At 71.0% G+C, this 18,482-nt stretch carries 11 protein-coding genes; 7 read left to right on the top strand and 4 right to left on the bottom strand.

From position 1 onward, the window contains the following. Positions 1-21: 21 nt before the first annotated feature. The 7 genes from mraY (at position 22) to BUR94_RS10490 (ending at position 12,246) form a co-directional block, all read left to right on the top strand. Positions 22-1,107, top strand: a complete 1,086-nt coding sequence (mraY, locus tag BUR94_RS10520; protein WP_074256194.1) for a phospho-N-acetylmuramoyl-pentapeptide-transferase — start codon at positions 22-24, stop codon at positions 1,105-1,107. Beyond that, a complete protein-coding gene (locus tag BUR94_RS10515; RefSeq protein WP_217694047.1) occupies positions 1,104-1,772 on the top strand; it encodes an SDR family NAD(P)-dependent oxidoreductase in 669 nt (222 codons plus the stop codon). Before mraY ends, BUR94_RS10515 begins: the two co-directional genes overlap by 4 nt. Before the next feature lie 201 nt (positions 1,773-1,973). Next, positions 1,974-3,377, top strand: coding sequence for a UDP-N-acetylmuramoyl-L-alanine--D-glutamate ligase (gene murD, locus BUR94_RS10510; protein WP_074256193.1), 1,404 nt, complete (start codon positions 1,974-1,976; stop codon positions 3,375-3,377). Between the two features lie 335 nt (positions 3,378-3,712). Further along, positions 3,713-7,411, top strand: coding sequence for an Ig-like domain-containing protein (locus BUR94_RS10505; RefSeq protein WP_139301265.1), 3,699 nt, complete (start codon positions 3,713-3,715; stop codon positions 7,409-7,411). Between the two features lie 109 nt (positions 7,412-7,520). Then, on the top strand, positions 7,521-8,789 hold the full coding sequence (locus BUR94_RS10500) for a TolC family protein (protein ID WP_175570457.1): 1,269 nt from the start codon (positions 7,521-7,523) through the stop codon (positions 8,787-8,789). Next, positions 8,786-11,041: an ATP-binding cassette domain-containing protein gene (locus tag BUR94_RS10495; protein WP_245794430.1), complete on the top strand. Its 2,256-nt coding sequence runs from the start codon at positions 8,786-8,788 to the stop codon at positions 11,039-11,041. The genes BUR94_RS10500 and BUR94_RS10495 overlap by 4 nt, the downstream gene beginning before the upstream one ends. Continuing rightward, positions 11,038-12,246 carry a beta-barrel domain-containing protein gene (locus BUR94_RS10490; RefSeq protein WP_074256191.1) on the top strand — a complete coding sequence of 403 codons (1,209 nt, stop codon included), beginning with the start codon at positions 11,038-11,040 and terminating at the stop codon, positions 12,244-12,246. Before BUR94_RS10495 ends, BUR94_RS10490 begins: the two co-directional genes overlap by 4 nt. A gap of 7 nt (positions 12,247-12,253) precedes the next feature. On the opposite strand, the gene BUR94_RS10485 is transcribed toward BUR94_RS10490, so the two are convergent. Genes BUR94_RS10485 through BUR94_RS10470 form a run of 4 tightly spaced genes read right to left on the bottom strand, consistent with a single transcriptional unit; the run spans position 12,254 to position 18,466 of the window. Beyond that, the gene (locus BUR94_RS10485; protein WP_139301264.1) at positions 12,254-13,243 is read right to left on the bottom strand and encodes a hypothetical protein; all 990 of its coding nucleotides are present in this window, start codon (positions 13,241-13,243) and stop codon (positions 12,254-12,256) included. A 49-nt stretch (positions 13,244-13,292) separates the two neighbouring features. Continuing rightward, a complete protein-coding gene (locus BUR94_RS10480; protein ID WP_074256189.1) occupies positions 13,293-15,518 on the bottom strand; it encodes a S8 family serine peptidase in 2,226 nt (741 codons plus the stop codon). A 43-nt stretch (positions 15,519-15,561) separates the two neighbouring features. Continuing rightward, positions 15,562-16,737 (bottom strand): phosphatase PAP2 family protein, encoded by a 1,176-nt coding sequence (locus BUR94_RS10475; RefSeq protein WP_139301263.1) that lies wholly within the window; start codon positions 16,735-16,737, stop codon positions 15,562-15,564. A gap of 28 nt (positions 16,738-16,765) precedes the next feature. Beyond that, entirely contained in the window at positions 16,766-18,466 is a 1,701-nt protein-coding gene (locus BUR94_RS10470; RefSeq protein ID WP_074256187.1) for a hypothetical protein, read from the bottom strand. Positions 18,467-18,482 lie beyond the last annotated feature (16 nt).

The raw sequence follows: 18,482 nt of genomic DNA, 5'->3' as shown, positions 1-18,482 counted from the left end.
ACGGGAAAGAGGGGCGGGGGCATGCTCTATTGGCTGGCTGATCTGGGCGACGGGGGCGGGGCGTTCAACCTGTTCCGCTACATCACGTTTCGCGCCGGTGCCGCGTTCTTCACCGCGCTGGTCTTCGGGTTCATCTTTGGACGGCCGCTGATCAACCTGCTGCGCAAGCGGCAGAAGGGCGGGCAGCCCATTCGGGACGACGGGCCGGAGAGCCATATCCTCAGCAAGGCGGGCACGCCGACGATGGGCGGCCTGCTGATCCTCTCGGCGCTGGCGCTCTCGACCCTGCTCTGGGCGCGGCTCGACAACCCCTATGTCTGGATCGTGCTGCTGGTGACCGTGGGCTTTGGCCTGATCGGCTTTGCCGACGACTACGCCAAGGTGAGCAAGCGCAACACCAAGGGGGTCTCGGGCAAGCTGCGGTTCGGGATCGGGCTGCTGATCGCGGCGGCGGCGGGCACGGCGGCGGCGTGGTTTCACCCTGCCGAGCTGACCGGGCAGCTGGCGCTGCCGGTGTTCAAGGACGTGCTGGTGAACCTCGGCATCTTCTTCGTGCCCTTCTCGATGGTGGTGATCGTGGGCGCGGCCAATGCGGTGAACCTGACTGACGGGCTGGACGGGCTGGCGATCATGCCGGTGATGATCGCGGCCGGCACGCTGGGGGTGATCGCCTATGCGGTGGGGCGCGTCGACTTCACCGAGTATCTCGACGTGCATTACGTGCCGGGCTCGGGGGAGCTGCTGATCTTTACCGCCGGGCTGATCGGCGGGGGGCTGGGCTTTTTGTGGTACAACGCGCCGCCGGCGGCCGTCTTCATGGGCGATACCGGCAGCCTCGCGCTGGGCGGGGCGCTGGGCGCGATCGCGGTTGTGACCAAGCACGAGCTGGTGCTGGCGATCGTGGGCGGCATCTTCGTGGCCGAGGCGCTCTCGGTGATCATCCAGGTGCTCTACTTCAAGCGCACCGGCAAGCGGGTGTTCCTTATGGCGCCGGTGCACCACCATTTCGAGAAGCGCGGCTGGGCGGAGCCCCAGATCGTGATCCGGTTCTGGATCATCTCGCTGATCCTCGCGCTGATCGGCCTGGCCACGCTGAAGATCCGGTGAGGGACGGCGTGATCCGGCGGGCGCTCGTGACGGGCGGCAACCGGGGGATCGGCTATGCCATCGCCGAGGGGCTGATTGCCCTGGGGCACGAGGTGGTGATCGGCTGTCGCGACGAGGCGGCGGGCGAGGCGGCGGCGGATGCGCTGGGGGCGGATCTCTTCGTGATGGACCTGCGGGAGCCCGACGACATGCTCTCGCTGCTCCAGGGCGAGCCTTTCGACATCCTGGTGAACAATGCAGGGGTGCTGCCGCAGGGCTCGCTCTTCGAGAACCCGGAGGGGTTTTTCGAGGCGATGGAGGTGATGGTGCATGCGCCCTTCCTGCTGATGCGGGCGCTGGTGCCGGGGATGGCGCTGCGCGGCTGGGGCCGGATCGTCAACCTGTCGTCGGGCTATGGCAGCTTTGCGCAGGGGATGCAGGGGCCCAACGGCTACGGCGTGGCCAAGGCGGCGCTGAACGCGCTGACCTGCGTGCTGCCGCGCGACCTGCCGCCCCATGTGAAGGTGAACGCGATGGACCCGGGCTGGGTGAACACGCGGATGGGCGGGGCCGAGGCGCCGACCACGCCGGCGCAGGCGGCAGAGACGGCGATCTGGCTGGCGACCTTGAGCGAGGACGGGCCGACCGGCGGGTTCTTTCGGCGCAAGCTGCCGATCGCGTGGTGACGGGCGCGGGGGCGGCGCTCCCGCCCGCCCACCCCGCTCCGCCCCCGCGCCCTGGCCGCGCCGCCCTGCGCCGGATCGGGCGTGGCGCGAGCGGAGGGGGCGGGCAAGGTATTTTTGCCAAGAAGATGAGCCGGGTTGGGCGCGATTGCGGGCCCTTGCGCTTGGTTGTAGGCAGGAGCGGAGCTTGATGGAGGCGGTGCGATGATCCCTGTGCGCGGGTTTGACGGAGCGGTTGTGGCGGTGCTGGGCCTCGGGCGATCGGGGCTCACGGCGGCGCGGGCGCTGACGGCGGGCGGTGCGCAGGTGATCGGCTGGGACGACGGCGAGACCGGGCGGGCCAAGGCGGAAGCCGAGGGCATCGTGCTGCGCGACCTGACCAGGGAAGGCGCCTTCGAGGGTGTGGCCTGCCTCGTGACCTCGCCCGGGATTGCCCATCTCTACCCGGCGCCGCATCCGGCGATTGCCGCGGCGCTGGCGGCGGGGGTGCCGGTGGACAACGATATCGGGCTGTTCTTCCGCTCCTTCGCGACCGAGGACTGGGACCGTTTCGACGTGACGCCGAAGGTGGTGGCGGTGACCGGCTCGAACGGCAAGAGCACGACCTCGGCGCTCATTCACCACATCCTGGCCGAGGCGGGCCGCGAGGCGCAGCTGGCGGGCAACATCGGGCGGGGGGTGCTGGATATCGACCCTGCGGGCGATGGTGGCGTGGTGGTGCTGGAGCTGTCGAGCTACCAGACCGACCTGGCGCGCGCGCTGACGCCGGATGTGGCGGTCTTCACCAACCTCAGCCCCGATCACCTCGACCGGCATGGCGGCTACGGCGGTTATTTCGCGGCCAAGCGGCGGCTCTTTGCGGAAGGGGGGCCGGACCGGGCGGTGATCGGCGTGGACGAGCCGGAGGGGCTCTACCTCGCCGGGCAGATGAGCGAGGGGCCGGGCGATGACCGGGTGATCCGGGTGAGCAGCGGCCAGAAGCTGACCGGCGCGGGGTGGACCGTGTTCGCGCGCAAGGGGTTCCTGGCGGAGTGGCGGAAGGGGCGGCAGGTGGGGGCGATCGACCTGCGAGAGATCGCCGGGCTGCCCGGCGCGCACAACCACCAGAACGCGTGTGCGGCCTATGCGGCCTGCCGGACGCTGGGGCTGGGGCCGAAGGAGATCGAACGCGCGTTCAGGAGCTTTGCCGGCTTGCCGCACCGCTCGCAGCGGATCGCGGAGAAGGGGGGCGTGGTCTATGTCAACGACAGCAAGGCGACCAATGTGGACAGCGCCTCGAAGGCGCTGGCGGCCTTCAGGGGCATCCGCTGGATCTGCGGCGGGCTCGAGAAGGAGGGCGGGCTGGAGGGCCTGCGCGCGGGGCTGGCCAATGTGGTGAAGGCCTATGTGATCGGGCGCGAGGCCGAGGGCTTTGCGATGCGGCTGGGGCCGGGGGTGGAGGCGGAGGTCTGCCATACCATGGAGCAGGCGGTGGCCCGCGCGGTGGCCGAGGCGCAGCCCGGCGAGACGGTGCTGCTGGCGCCGGCGGCGGCGAGTTTCGACCAGTACGACAGCTTCGAGCGACGCGGCGAGGACTTTGCCGCGCGGGTGACGGCGGCGCTGGGCTGAGGCGGGGATCGCCGCGCGCGGGCCATTGACCCGCCGTCGAATTTCAGGGGTGCGCGGCCCGCAATTGCGCCCGAATTCCACCCTGAATTGCCGAGGTGAGGCCTTGGAATTTCATCCCGGGCCGGGCAGGGCGGGCGCGGAAGGTACCTCAACATGTTGTGGGTGTTCGCTTTCTTGCCACAGCCTTGAGGCTGGTCGAGGCGGCCATGTTTTTTGTTTGTTTTTTCGAATCATCTGGGTATATCTGGCAGCACGAGTAGTAAGTTTCGCTCAGACAACAATATGTTGGGCGCAAATAAATAAAAGCACCGGTGCAAAAGATACCGGGCACAAAGATGGCGGTTATGATGCAGGCGATCGAGTTTGTCGTCCGTGATAGTGCGGGCAATGTCTCCAATGGTATTTTCGGAAGCGAGGGTGTCGGGTCACGGTTGAGCGTGGGCGACGGGCAGCAGGTTTCGCTGCATCTCGGGCAGGCCGATGTTGCGGGCTACACGCGCGAGGGCGATGACCTCTTGGTGGAGCTGGCGGACGGGTCGAAGATCCGGCTGGCGGGCTACTTCGACGGCGAGAACATGCTCTACATCTCGAAGGGCGGCGAGCTGACCCTCGTGGAGCTGACGCAGGGGGCCGACGACGAGCTCTATGCGCTCTACCAGCCCGAGGCGAGCTGGGGCAAATGGAGCCCGGCCGACGACCTGATCCATTATGACGAACCCGAGGTGATGGCCGCACAGTTCGACACCGGGCTTCTGGGCCTGGGGGGCATGGGCGGCGGCGGTGGCCTTGCGGCGCTTGTCGGCGGCGGCGCGCTGATCGGCGGCGGCGCCGGTGGCGGCGGCGGAGGCGGCGGCCCGAGCTGGGATGTGACGGTCGATCCGGGCGAATGGGTGCTGGGTGGCGACGACGATCCCGACCCCTCGTTTGTCGTCAGCGGCACCGGCGTGCCGGGCGAGGAGGTGACCGTGGTGACCGGCGAGGTGAGCCAGGTGGTGACCGTGGGCGAGGATGGCGGCTGGGAGGTGGTCTTCACCGGGGAGACGCTGCCCGAGGATGGCAGCTACGTGGTGGAGGTGACGACGCCGGACCAGGGCGGCAGCGACGTGGTGCTGACCGGGCCGAGCGTGCTGATCGACACGGTGGCCCCCGAGGTGAGCTTTACCTCGGGTGTGGTCTCGACGGGCGATTTCTTCAACGGCGAGGGCCATGCGGGCGGCGTGACCGTGACCGGCACCTCCGAGCCGGGTGCGGTGCTGGTGGTGACCCTGGGCGGGGTTTCGACCGAGCTGACGGTGGGCGACAGCGGCACCTGGGAGGTGACCTTCGGTCCCGATGCGGCGCCGGAGGGCGAATACGAGGCCGAGATCACCGTGCGCGCGGTGGATGCGATCGGCAATTCCGCGACCTATGGCGATGTGCTGGTGGTGGACACCCTGGGCGCGGTGGCCTTCGACGACCTGGCTTTCGGCGGGGATTACATCATCAACGGCGCGGAGGCCGGGGGCAGCATCGCCTTTACCGGCACGACGCAGCCGGGCTCCAGCGTGATCGTCACCATGAACGGCGCGGACTATCCGGCCAGTGTGGCGGCCGATGGTGCGTGGAGCGTGAGCTTTCCGGCCGGCACCTTCGAGGGCGAATACGAGCTCACGCTGGTGGCGACGGCGACCGACAGCCATGGCAACGTCAGCTCCGCGAGCGGCAGCTGGGCGGTGGACACCGTGACCAGCGTGACGCTGGACGCGGGCTTTGCCGGGGCCGACGGGGTGGTGAACGCCGACGACCGCGACGGCGGGCTGACCCTGAGCGGCACGACGCAGCCGGGCAACACGGTCGAGGTGCAGATCGGCCAGGCGGTGCATGGCGCGAGCGTGGCGGCGGACGGGTCCTGGAGCCTGGTGCTGGCGCCGGGGCAGATTGCGGAGGGGGCCTATACCTCGGCCATCACCGTGACCGCGCGGGACGCGGCGGGCAACCTGGCCACCGTGGCCGACAGCCTCGTGGTGGACACGCTGGGCTTTGTCGAGTTCTCCGGCCAGCCGGTGACCACGGATGACATCGTGAACGCGGTGGAGGCGGGGCAGGCGATCAGCCTCACCGGCACGACGCTGCCGGGCTCCTCGGTCAGCATCACCATGAACGGACGGGACTATCCCGCCGTGGTGGATGGCGCGGGCAACTGGGTGGTGAGCTTTCCGCCCTCGAGCTTTCCGGCGGGCGAGTATGACATGAGCGTGAGCGCCACGGCGGTGTCGCCGGCGGGCAACCGCTCGAGCGCGGCGACCTCGGTCGAGGTGGATACCCAGGGATGGGTGGCGATCTCGGACGCGCCGGTGACGGCGGACGACGTGGTGAATGCGGTGGAGGCCGGAAACGGGATCACCCTGACCGGCACCACGGAGCCGGGTTCCACGGTGATGGTGAAGCTGGGCAACGCCAGCCTGCCGGCGGTGGTGGCGGCAGATGGCAGCTGGAGCGCGACCTTTGCCGCCGGGCAGATCGCGCCGGGCACCTATGACGCGCCGGTGCTGGTGACGGCGACCGACCGGGCGGGCAACCTCTCGACCGCGACCGACGTGCTGCGGATCGACACCGAGACCGCGGTCACGGTCGATACCAGGGTCGAGGGGGACGGGATCATCAACGCCGAGGAGGCGCTGAACGGCTTCGTGCTCACCGGCACGGGTGAGCCGGGGGCCACGGTGCAGGTGACCTTCGCAGGCGTCACCCGGCCCGCGATGGTGGCGGGCAACGGCGCCTGGCAGGTGAGCTTTCTGCCCGGCGACATTCCGGCGGGCGAGACGGTGGCCGATGTTTCGGTGGTTTCGACCGACCTTGCGGGCAACCAGGCGCAGGCGGCGGGCAGCATCGAGGTGGACCGGCTGATCAGCCTGACCCTCGACGGCCCGATCGCGGTGGACGACATCGTGAACGCGGTGGAATACGGCGCGGGCATCCGGCTTTCGGGCACGGTGGAGCCGGGCAGTTCGGTGATCGTGAGCCTTGCGGGCGTGACCCAGCAGGCGACGGTGGCCGGCGACGGCACCTGGACCGCCACCTTTGCGCCGGGCGCGGTGCCCGATGGCGACTACAGCGCCGCGATCAGCGCGGTGGCGACCGATGCGGCGGGCAACCGCGCCTCGATCTCGGACTCGGTGCGGATCGACACCCATGTGGAGCCGCTGACCATCGCCACGGTGGCCGGGGATGACATTGTCAACGCCAGGGAGCAGGCCGAGGGCGTGCGCTTTACCGGCACGGTCGAGCCCGGCTCGAGCGTGATCGTGAGCTTCGAGGGCGCCACCCATGCGGCGGCAGTGGATGCGGCGGGCAGCTGGACGGCGGTCTTTGCCGCGGGCGAAATTCCGGCGGGCGAATACGCCGCCACCGCGACGGTGATGGCCACGGATCACGCGGGCAACACCCGCACCGAGACCACGGTGGTTTCGGTCGATACCCAGAACCCCGATGCGCCGGTGATCCTGAGCTTCCGCCAGGGCGGGACCGGCGTGCGCGAGATCGGCACGGCGATGAACGACGACATCACCGAGGTGCAGAAGGTCGATGCGTCGGGCAATGTTTCGGCGGTGTCCTACGAGCTGGAGATCGACGACGAATACGGCGAGCTGATCTTCGACTTCAACGAGGCAATCCCGACCGGCTCGCATCTCGTGGTCACCTCGACCGATGCCGCGGGCAACCAGGCGGGCACGCTCTTCGTGATGGAGGAGCCGGGCAACTCGCTGGTGAACCTCGCCAACCCCGGCCTGGGGCAGTTCGACATTCAGGCGGTGGACCTGCAGTTTGCCTCGGAGGCGGAGATCACCATCACGCCCGAGCAGCTTTCGGCGCTGTCCGGCTTCACCAACGAGCTGACGATCCACGGCGGGTTCGACGACATCGTGCGCGCCGAGGGCGCGGTGGCCACGGGGCAGAGCCGCACGATCGAGGGCCAGAGCTACGATGTGTACACCCTGGGCGAGGGCACGCTTGTCATCGACCACGACATTCAGGTGAACCCGTCGCTGGTGTGATCCTGTCGGCGAGGGGACGAGGTTTCGGGACGGTGCCCGCCAGAGAGGCACCGCCGGGAAAGAGGCAGGGACAGGAGGCGTGATGCGCCCCGCGCGAGGAAGCATATGGATGGGCTGTGCCGCCGTGGCGCTGCTGTCGGGCTGCATGGGCGGCGGCGGTGACACCGCGCGGGCGGCCACCGACCCGGCGGCGCCCGCGGTGCTGGGGCAGGCCGAGGCCTCGCGGAGCGTGGTCATCGCCGACCTGCTGCGCCGCCGCTCGGTGATCGCCCCGGCCAGCCCCTACGGACAGGTCGCGGATGCGGTGCTGGCGGCCAACACCCGCGCCGCCGAGGCGGAACTGCGCGCGGCGAAGCTCCGCGCCGTGGCCGCCGAGAAGAACTGGCTGCCCACCATCGGGCCATCCGTCTCGCTCTCGTCGCTGGGCGACCTGGTGACCTCGATCGTCGTCGACCAGGTGATCTGGCAGGGCGGACGCAAGAAGGCCGAGCGGGCCTTTGCTGCGGCGGATGTGGAACATGCCGCGGTGGTGCTGGCCGAGGATACCAACGCGCGGCTGCTCACCGCGCTCTCGCTCTATCTCACCGCCGAGCAGGGCCGCGCCGAGGCGGCGGTGGCCGCGACCGGGCTGGAGCGGATGCGGCAGTTCGAGTGGGTCATGGAGCGGCGGGTGGAGGGCGGGGTTTCGGACCTCTCCGAACTCAGCGTGATGCGCCAGAAGCGCGGCGAGGTGGAGGCCGGGATGCGGACGGGCGCGGAGGCGGCGGCAACGGCGCTGGCCGAGCTGAACGCGATGTCGGTGCGCCCGTTGGACGCGGTGCGCGGCCTGGGCGAGGCGCAGACGCCGGGCGGGGTCGAGACCGCGCTGGCGGTGCTGAAGGCCGAGGCCGACAAGACCCGCCAGGTGGCACAGGCGCAGATCGAGCGGGCGGGCCATCTGCCCGGGGTCAGTGCGCAGGCGCAGATCGGCGACGGCGGCGGCGACCCGGCGCTGCGCGTGGGGTCGGAGAACGGGCTTGGATTCGGCACGGCGGCGCGGCTTCAGGCGATCCGCGCGGCCGAGGCGGGCGCCGAGGCCCGGCTGGGGCAGGCGCGCGAAGAGAGCGCGCGCCGCCTCGCCGGGCTGAAGCAGGAGCTGGCCGCCACCGAGCGGCAGGCGGCGGAGCAGGTGCGGCTCGCGGCCCAGGCCCGGCGCAACTACGAGCTCTTCCAGCAGCAGTATGACGGCGGCCAGCGCAAGGTGCTCGACGTGGTGGGCGTGTTCGAGACCTGGCTCGATGCCGAGACCAAGCGCGTGGCCCTGACCCACCGGGCCGCGCTGACGAAACTCAAGATCGCCGCGGAGCTGGGCCTCCTGGTGGACGGGAGCCGCATATGACCGCGCCGCGCACCTCGCTGAAGATGAAGATGACCCGGGCCGGGATCCTCGGCGTGGTGGGCGGCGAGGCGGTGGCGGCGCCGGTGCGGCGGGCGACGGAGGCCGATGCCGGCGAGGCGCGCCGCAGGCTGGCGGCCCGCGCCGAGCTGGCCGCCACCTATGCGGGCTTGCTGGGCAAGCCGCTGCTGGGCCGCGACATCGCCGAGGATATCGCCCGCAACGGCGAGGCCGACCGCCCGGTGACGGTGGAGGCCCTGGCGGGCGCGCTCTCGGGCGCGGGGATGCTGGTGAGCATCCGCCGCGAGGCCGAGCTGAGCCCGGCGCTCTGGCCGGCCATCGCCCAGATGAATCGCGGCCAGCTGGTGCTGGTGCTCTCGCAGCAGGGCGACGACCTGACGGTCTACGACGTGACCGGCACCGACAACCGCGCGGCGGTGCCGCTGGAGGAGTTTGCCCCGCATTACGCGGGCCGGGTGCTGAAGGCCGAGGTCACGCTGGCCGAGGTGGCCGCCAGCCACCGGACGGCCGACAAGCCGCCGCACTGGTTCTGGGGCGAGTTCCCCAAGTTCCGCCGCTACATCGCCGAAATCGCCATTGGCTCGCTGGTGGCCAACCTGCTGGCGGTCTCGGTGGCGCTGTTTTCGCTGCAGGTCTACGACCGGGTGATCCCGCATCAATCCATGGCGACGCTTTGGGTGCTGGCGCTGGGGGCGGGGCTTGCGATCTTGCTGGAGGGGCTTCTCAAGGTGGCGCGGTCGCGGCTGATGGATGGCGGCGGGCGGACCATCGAGCTGAGCGTGCAGCGGCTGCTGATGAGCCGGGTGGTGGGGATGCGCTCGGACCGGCGGTCGCAGAGCCCTTCGGAGCTTTTTGCCTCGATGCGCGAGTTCGGCTCGGTGCGCGAGTTCTTCACCGCCGGCACGATCGGCACGCTGACCGACCTGCCGTTCATCGGGCTGTTCCTGCTTCTGGTTGCGGCGATTGCCGGGCCGGTCGTCTGGGTGCTGGTGCTGGGCGGCGTGCTCATGGTGCTGCCCGGATGGTTCCTGCAGCGGCGGATGATGCGGCTCACCCGCGAGACCCAGGGCGCCAATGTGAAGGCGGGCCGGGTGCTGCACGAGGCGATCTACGAGCTCGACACGATCAAGGCGCAGCGCGGCGAGGAGCGGCTGATGCGGGCCTGGGACGAGCTGAACGCGCTCGCGTCGCTCAAGTCGTCCGAGCAACGGCGGCTCTCGGCCGCGCTCACCTTCTGGAGCCAGGGGGTGCAGCAGGCGACCTATGTGGCCGCCGTGGTGCTGGGCACCTTCATGGTGTTCGCCGGCGAGTTCACCGTGGGCACGATCATTGCCGTGGGCATCCTCACCAGCCGGACGCTGGCGCCGCTGAGCCAGCTCGCGGCCACCATGTCGCGCTGGTCGAACGTGAAGACCGCGCTGGCCGGGCTCGATGCGGTGGCCGATGCGCCGCAGGACGTGGCCGAGGGCCGCAAGTACCTGCGGCGGGAGCGGCTGCGGGGCAGCTACACGCTGATCGGCACCCGCTTTGCCTATGACGAGGAGAGCGCCCCGGTGCTCGACGTGGCTGCGCTTCAGGTGAAGGCGGGCGAGACGCTGGCGGTTCTGGGCTCCAACGGGTCGGGCAAGTCGACGTTGATGAAGCTGCTCTCGGGGCTCTATGCGCCCACCGGGGGGCGGGTGATGCTGGATGGCACCGACATCGGCCAGATCGCGCCCGCCGACCTGCGGCGCGGCATCGGCTACCTGGCGCAGGATGTGCGGTTGGTCGTGGGCACGCTGCGCGACAACCTCAACATGCACATGCTGGAGCGCGACGACGACCGGCTGCTGGCGGCGCTCGATTTTGCCGGGCTGGGGCATTTCGTGCGCTCCCATCCCAAGGGGCTCGATCTCGACATCCGCGATGGCGGCGAGGGCCTGAGCGTGGGCCAGAGGCAGGGTGTGGGCTGGGCGCGGCTGTGGTTGCAGAACCCCGGCGTGCTGCTGCTCGACGAGCCGACCGCGAGCTTCGACCAGGCCCTGGAGGCGCAGGTGGTGGCCCGGCTAAGCGAATGGCTGAAGGGCCGGACGGCGGTGATTGCCACGCATCGGCTGCCGATCCTGAGCCTGGCCTCGCGCATCGTGGTGCTCCAGCAGGGGCGGGTCGCGGTGGACGGGGCGAAGGACGAGGTTCTGGCGCATCTGAAGGCCAGCGGTGCGGCCAAGCGGCTGCCGCTGGGCGGTGCGGCATGAGCAGCTGGAGCGCGCCGGGCCCCGGCGGGGGCGGCCAGACCGGGTTTGACGCCCAGATGGACACTCGGCTGGAGCGGGCCTCGCGCCTGATCTGGCTGGTCGGCCTCACGCTCATGGTGTTCCTGCTCTGGGCGGGCATGGCGAAGGTGGACGAGATCGTGCGCGCGCCGGCGGAGGTTGTCTCGGCCTCGCGGCCGCAGATCATCCAGAACCTGGAGGGCGGCATCCTGGCCGAGCTGCTGGTGTCGGAAGGCGACGAGGTGGCGCCCGGCGACGTGCTGGCGCGGCTGCAGGGCACCGGGTTTCAGACCACCGTGGACGACATTGGCGACAGGATCGCCGCGCTGGACATCCGCCGCCTCCGGCTGGAGGCGGAGATGGGGGGCTACCACGATTTCGCGGTGCCCGAGGCGCTGGCCGGGCGCAGCCCCGAGATCGTGGCCTCGGAACGCGCGTTGCTGGCGGCGCGGCAGGCCGACACCGAGGCGCGCGCCAGCGGGGCGCAGGCGGTGATGGAGCAGGCCGAGCGCGAGAACGAGCTGATGGAGGGGATGCTGGAGCAGAAGGTGGTGGCGCTCATCGAGGTGACCCGCACGCGCAAGGCCGCCTCCGATGCGCGCGCCCGCTACGAGGAGGTGGTGAGCACCGCCGAGCTGCGCCGGGCCGACGAGTACGCCGAGACCCTGAGGGAGCTGGCCAGCCTGCGGCAGCAGATGAAGCTCAGCGCCGACCAGCTTGCCCGCACCGAGATCCGCTCGCCGATGAAGGGGATCGTGAACAAGATCAGCGTCAGCACCATCGGCGGCGTGGTGCGTCCGGGCGAGGAAATCCTGCAGATCGTGCCCCTGGGCGATGCGCTCTTCGTCGAGGCGCAGGTGAAGCCGCGCGACATTGCCACCGTGCGCCCCGGCCAGCCCGCCACCATCAAGCTCTCGGCCTATGACTACACCATCTACGGCGCGCTCAGGGGCGAGGTGCACCTGGTTTCGGCCGACAGCTTCAAGGACGAGCGCCGCCCCGAGCGGGAGGCGCATTACAAGGTGGTGCTGCGGATCGACGAGGGCGCGATGACCGCAAGGCAGAGCGGCATCGAGATGCGGCCCGGCCTGGTGGCGGAGGTCGAGCTGCACGTGGGCGAGAAGACGGTGCTGAGCTACCTGACCAAGCCGCTGACCAAGGCGGGAGAGGCCTTTCACGAACCCTAGGGGCGGGTCAGGCCAGCGCGGCCTGCCAGCTCTCCAGCGTGCCCTCGGGCGCGGGGCCTTCCTCGGTGCAGGCCATGGCGGCATTGCCGGCGTGGGCGACGAGGCCGATGAGGCCCTCGGCGAGCAGGCGGCCGCCAAGCGGGCCGAGCCGCCCGCCGGTGCCCAGCAGCGCGCGCTCGCGCCAGAGGTAGAACCACAGCGGCGTGCGTTTGTGCAGGTCGTGCTCCACCACCACCGCCCCGGCTTCGCCGCGGCTGAGATCGGCCCGCTCGAGCCGGGGTTGCAGCGGGAACTGGCCCACGCGCGGCGTGTCGGCCTGGCGCAGCGCGGTGAGCGTGCCCTGGGCGGTGGGAATGTTGAGCCAGTAGGCGAGCGCGAGGTGCCGCGCCGAAGGCTGCGGAAAGGGCGCCGCAGAGAGCAGTGCCGCCGCGAACTCGAGCGGCAGCACCGGCCCCTCGGGCGCATTGGCGAAGAGCGGCGCCCCGGCGGCGCGGACGGCGGCGAGCATGGCCGGGTCGCAGAGCCCGGGCAGCAGGCGGTGGAGCAGCAGCCAGTGCAGGCTGCCGGCCGGATCGGGCAGCCGCGCGAGCGCCGCGGCGAGCCGGGCGGCAGGCCCCGGCAAGACCGGCTCGGCGCGGGGGGCGAAGGGATGGGCCTGCACCAGATCGTGGGCGATGGTCTCGCGGTCGAGCGGCAGGAGCGTGTCGGCGTCGAAATCGGGCAGGGCGAGCTGCGCCCCGGGAGGGGTGACGAAGCAGAGCAGCGCCTGGGCCGCCAGCGGCGCCAGCGCCAGCACCTCGGGGCGGGTGGCGGAGGAGGCCAGCTCCTCGCGGTCCATCGCCGCGCCGAGGCGGGAGAGCAGGAGGTTCAGCCCCAGCCGCTCCTCGCCCGCCGCGTCCGGAAAGAAGTAGCCTGGCGCAAGGGCCCCTTCGGGCGCAGGGGCACCTTCGGGGGCGGGGCCGTGGTCTCCGTTGGAGAGGCAAATCTTCAACGTCAATGTCCTTCACCTGTCCCGGTCAATGGTCCGGGAGAAACTCATCACACTCTCAGCGCAGGCCGGCCACGCCGCCCGACTGGGGCGGCAGGGCATGGGCCCCGAGCCGCGCCACATGCGCGGGCTCGGAGGCCGCGGGCCAGAGGCCGGGGCCGCCGGGCGACAGGCCCAGGTAGCGATCGGCCAGGAAACGGGCGAACTGCGGCGCGGCCACCGAGCTGCCGTTCATCGGCATGCGGCTGCCCGAGACCGCGCCCGCGCCGATCACCCCCGGCGTCACCAGCGAGCGGTCGCCCTCGGCGGAGGCGTCGGGCTGGCGCATCTGCGGCGCGGCGGCCGTGCCGTAGGGGGCGGCGGCGCGGCGGGGGTGGGCGGCCAGCGGCGTGTATCCCGGTGCTCCGGGCAGGGTGCCGAGCGCCGGGAAGCCTGCGGCGAGCCGGTCGGAGCGGGTCATCGAGGGGCCGACGACCGTGCTGCGCCGCCCGGTGGCGATGCCGTTGAGGCTGCCCGCGCGCCGCACCACGGAAGGCCCGCTGTCATAGACCGCCACGCCGCCCATCGCGTCCCAGCGCGCGTAGGCCGGGTCGTCGAAATAGCTCTGACGCCCGGGGCGGCGATAGCCCAGGGGCGCGTCGTCGCGCTGGATCCAGGCCTCGATCAGCTCGCCTTCGGAGACCCGTGCCCGCAGCTCGACCTGCCAGAGGCCGGAGGGGCAGGCGGGGCGGGCCACGGCGGCGGGCATGCAGGAGGGGGCGAGCGCGATCAGCACGCGCTTCTTGCGGGGGATGCCGTCGAGCGCCTGCTGGCCCTTCTGGCGGTCGAGCGAGATGCGCCCGATCACCGCGGCGGGGTCGCCCTCGGGGTGGATCAGCACCGACTGGGTGGCTGAGAGCCCGGTGACGCGGGTGGCGGTGCCGCCGGGCGGGGTGAGCCAGAGCTCCACCCCCGCCGCGGAGCGGGGCATCCAGAGTTCGAGGAAGTTGGAGCTTTCGTCGCCGGGCTGCACCCGCCAGGGCAGGGTGAGCGCGGTCTTGGCCGTGCGGCCCTGCGGCCCGCCGGCCACCTCGGCGTGGCCACGGGCGAGCAGCCGGTTGCCGGTGGGCAGCACCACCTCCACCTCGGACCGGCCGGGCTTGGTGGGAAACTGCCGCGCCAGCCGCTCCAGATGCGCCTGCACCAGCGTGTCGATCGCGCGCTCCAGGAAGTGCAGCCCGTTGTGCGGCCCGCCGGAGAGCGAATAGGAGAAGTTGATCACCACCGGGATCGGAAAGCCCTCGGCCAGCGACATCAGCCAGGCCCGGTCGAGGATATGGGCCGCGCCGGCCAGCACGAAGGGCGACATGAAGGCGCCGGAGGTGTTCATCGTCACCGCCGCCGGGAGCTGGACGGTCAGCAGGCGCAGGTGGTCGGGGCCGTCGCCCGCCGCCAGCGAGGCGACGTGCGTGCCGTGGGAGAGCCGCTGCGCCACCGTGTGCACGCCGGCGCGGGTGAAGTCGCCCAGCCCCAGTGCCGCCAGCCTGTCGGGCTCGGGGCGGGGGCCGGCGGCAAGCTCGGCGTCGATCTCGGCCTTGGTCAGCTCGCGCCCGAAGGGCACGGTGGTGGTGCCGGGGGGGGCGGCGGCGTCCTGCACCCAGGCGAAGTCGAGCCGGGTGCCGCCCATGCTGTCGCGAAAGGCGCTGTGCAGCGGATTGATCCCGTCGTCGATCACGCCGACGATGGTGGCGGTGGCCTCGGGCAGGCCCTGGGCGGTGTATTCCATCGTGCGGGTCGCGCCCTGGGGCAGGGAGACCCGGCGCAGCGGCGCGCGAAAGTGCAGCGTGTCACGCGAGGCGATACGGGCCTGGTCCTCGGCCTCCTCGGCCTCGGCTGCGGCCAGCTCGGCCTTCTCGTCGGGCGGGGGCGCGGCGGCGAGGCGCTTCTCGCCGCCCTCGGCCGGGGCCAGCCGGCTGAAGCTGTTCTGCGCCGGGTCGAAGGGCGCGATGGACTGGAAGGTGGCCTGCGCGCTCTCCACCCCGCCGTCGATGTTGACCGAGCGGGTCAGCAGCACCACGTCGGTTTCGCCATCGACGCGGAAGGGTTCGGGCAGATCCTCGATGTCGCCCGCCTGCATGGTGTCGACGGTGAACATGTAGCGAAAGTCGTGCGGGTCGTCCCTGTCTTCGGTCGCCGTCAGGTCGAAGTCGAGCGCGTAGCGCAGCGACCAGGCCGAGTAGGGATCGAACATGGCGGTGACGCCTTCGGGGTCGTCCTCGGGGGTGAATGTGAGCGCGGTGGTCATCGGCGGGGCCCTTGTGCTGGAAGAGGGGAGGCGGGGAGACGCATCAGGCGTCTGGCCATTCCTCCCGCGCCTTGCCCCAGAGCCAGGTGAAGAGCGGCGCCGCGCTCACCACGGCCAGCGCGTTGCCGCGGGTGACGAGGCTGCCGAAGGCCTTGGGCGCGTCGGCGGCGAGGTCGTAGACCTTGGAGAGGTGGAAATCCTCCAGCCCGATGCCCGGGCCGTGGAAGGTTGTCTCCCTGGCCTCGGCGCCCGCGGCGCCCGCCCGCTGGGCGAGGTGGTCGGCCAGCGCCAGCCCGAGCGCCGCCCCGGCAAAGCTGTCGGCCGGAAAGTGCAGGCCGGCGACGGTGCGGTTGACCGCGATGCGCGCGGCCTGGGCCAGCAGGAGCTCGCTCTGCCGGGGCAGCTGCGCCTTGCCCGCCATCAGGTGGATGAGGGTGCGGGCGACGACATGGGCCTCGGTCGCATGGCCCGAGGGCAGGGCGCCGTGGCCGGGCGTGGGGATGAGCGGCATGAGCTGGCCCGAGAACCTGTCGGGCCTCACGCAGGCGAGCCGGTGCTTGCATTGCAGCACCACGTTGGAGGCGATGGCCTGGACCAGCGCGATCAGCTCGATGGTGTATTTGTGCAGCCCGGCCCGCAGGCCGAGGATCGGCTGGAAGAACTCGGTGGGGTAGCCGACCTGGTTGAGGATCTCGCCGGCCCGGTCGGGGCGCAGGTCGGCGTAGTTGTGGACGATGGCGGTTTGCGCAAGGAAGTCGTCGGGCGTGGGCCGGGTGAGCTTGGCCAACCGGTGATAGGTGGCCGAGGGCGCCACGTCGGCGGTGCCGCCGCCGGTTTCGAGGGTGTAGAGCGAGACGCTCTCGCCGGAGCCTGCCACGCCGAGGGCGCCCAACAGCTCGCCCGAGATCATGGTGACCCGCTCGATCGGGCCCCAGAGGTGCAGGTTGGCCTCGGCGTTGGCGGGCAGCTGCGCCGGCGGGGCGGGCAGGGGCTCGTAGGGGCCGGCGATGCCGTCGCGCGAGGTGAGGATGGCGAGCGAGAGGGAGCCGGAATAGGCGCCGCCGACCCCGCTGACGCCGGACACGCCCGACACGCCGCTCACCCCCGAGACGCCGCTGACCCCCGACACGCCCGAGACGCCGGACACGCCCGACACCCCGCTCACGCCCGAAACCCCGCTGACACCGGAAACCCCGGATACCCCTGATGCGATCGACATGTCCCTGTTCCCCTTGCTGGTGGATGTTTCAATTCGGAATTCCCGCCTCGCGGAGCGCGAGCGCCCAGGACTGGCCGGCGTTGAACTCGGCAGCCGGGTGGTTGCGCAGGTAGCCGCGGATGTTGAAGCCGGGATCGGCCCGCAGGAGGGCCTCGGCGGTGTCGCGCGCCTCCTCCATCCGGCCGAGGTAGTAGAGCGCCACGATCCGGGCCCGCAGGGTCGAGACGTGGCGGCGGTTGGCCCGCATCGAGCGGTCGGCCAGCTCCAGCGCGCCTTCGAAATCCTGCGCGGTCAGCCGGGCGGCGGCGGAGAGCGAGTCGAAGTAATAGGCCTGCGGGTCGAGCGGGGAGAGGGCGCGGGCGCGGTTGGTGAAGGTCACGGCGCGCTCGCCATCGTCGGTGAAGGCGTGGAGCACGCCTTTCAGCAGCCAGGCCAGCGCGTTGTTGGGGTCGATCTCGATGGCCTCGTCGAAGCGGCGCATGGCGACATCGTGGCGCTTGAGCAGGTTGTTGTTGACCAGCCCGTCCATGGTGAGGGCGAAGGAGTTGTCGGGCTGGATATCGAGCGCGCGGGCGGTGAAGTCGCGGGCGGTGGCGGTGTCTTCATCGAGCCGCGACGACCAGCCCTGCACCACGGAGAGCACGTGCCACTTGCCCATCCAGCCGTGCAGCACGGCGCTGTCTGGCACTCGCTCGATGACCTGTTCGAGATAGGTCTTGGACTTGGCGAAGCTCTGCACCGAGAGCCGGTGCATCAGGGTGATGGAGCTCATCAGCAGGGCGTGGCTGTCGACATCGGGCAGGGGCGCGGCAGCCGCGAGGTCGAGCGAGGTGTCCATCACCGCGCGGCCGATCTCGCCGGCGAGCCCGCCGACCAGCTCGTCGCCGCCGCGCAGGAAGTCGGACAGCGAGCTCGACATTTCGCGGGTCCAGCTGATGCGGCCGGTCTTGATGTCGATGAAATCGGCGTTCAGGGTCATCCGGTCGCCCTGGGTGCGGTAGTTGCCGGCAACCACGTAATCGGCGTCGAGCTTGTCGCGGATCTCCTCCAGCGCCACCGAGCGGGCATCCAGCGTGCGGCAGGAGAGATGGGAGATCACGTCGAGCATGTGGCTGCGCGAGAGGGCGCGGCTGATCTCCTCGGAGATCATGTCGCCCAGCTGCACCGGGCCCTGGTAGCCGCGCGCGGTGGCGAAGGGCAGGATCGCCACGGCGGGGTGCAGGTGCAGGCCGCGATTGAGGATCTCCTGCGCCACCCGTCCGGGCCGCGTGCGGGCCACGGCGGAGAGCACGGTGCGGTTGGATTTGCGCTGGGTCTGGATCCACTCCTCGAAGCCGTCCTCGGCGATCTCGGTGCCTTCGAGAAAGTCGCCATCCTCCAGCGTGCCGGTGACGCGGATGCGCTCGAGGTGGAGCCGGACCTCGGAATTGTTGACCTCGAAGAGCTCGGCGAAGTCGTCGCCGAAGATGCCGCGCAGGTCGGTCAGCGCCCGGCGCAGGGAGGCGCGGCCGTGCTCGTGGCCGGACCGGCCCCAGAGCATGTCTTGCAGCCAGGCACGGGTGCGGGTGCCCTCGGGCGCGGTGGCGAGCATGGCCAGCATGGCGCGAATCTTGGTGGAGCGGATGCGGATCTCGTCGCCGTCCTCCCAGGACAGGGCAAAGACGCCAAAGAGCCGGATGCAGAGCACCCTGACCTCGACCCTCTCCTGTTTCGCTTCCGCTTGAGCCATCAGACCCTCCGTGGCA

It is taken from the genome of Vannielia litorea (assembly GCF_900142295.1).
GTDB classification, from domain to species: Bacteria; Pseudomonadota; Alphaproteobacteria; order Rhodobacterales; family Rhodobacteraceae; genus Vannielia; species Vannielia litorea.
Note: the sequence above shows the minus strand (reverse complement) of the source record. Positions and strands in the feature narration are given on the sequence as shown.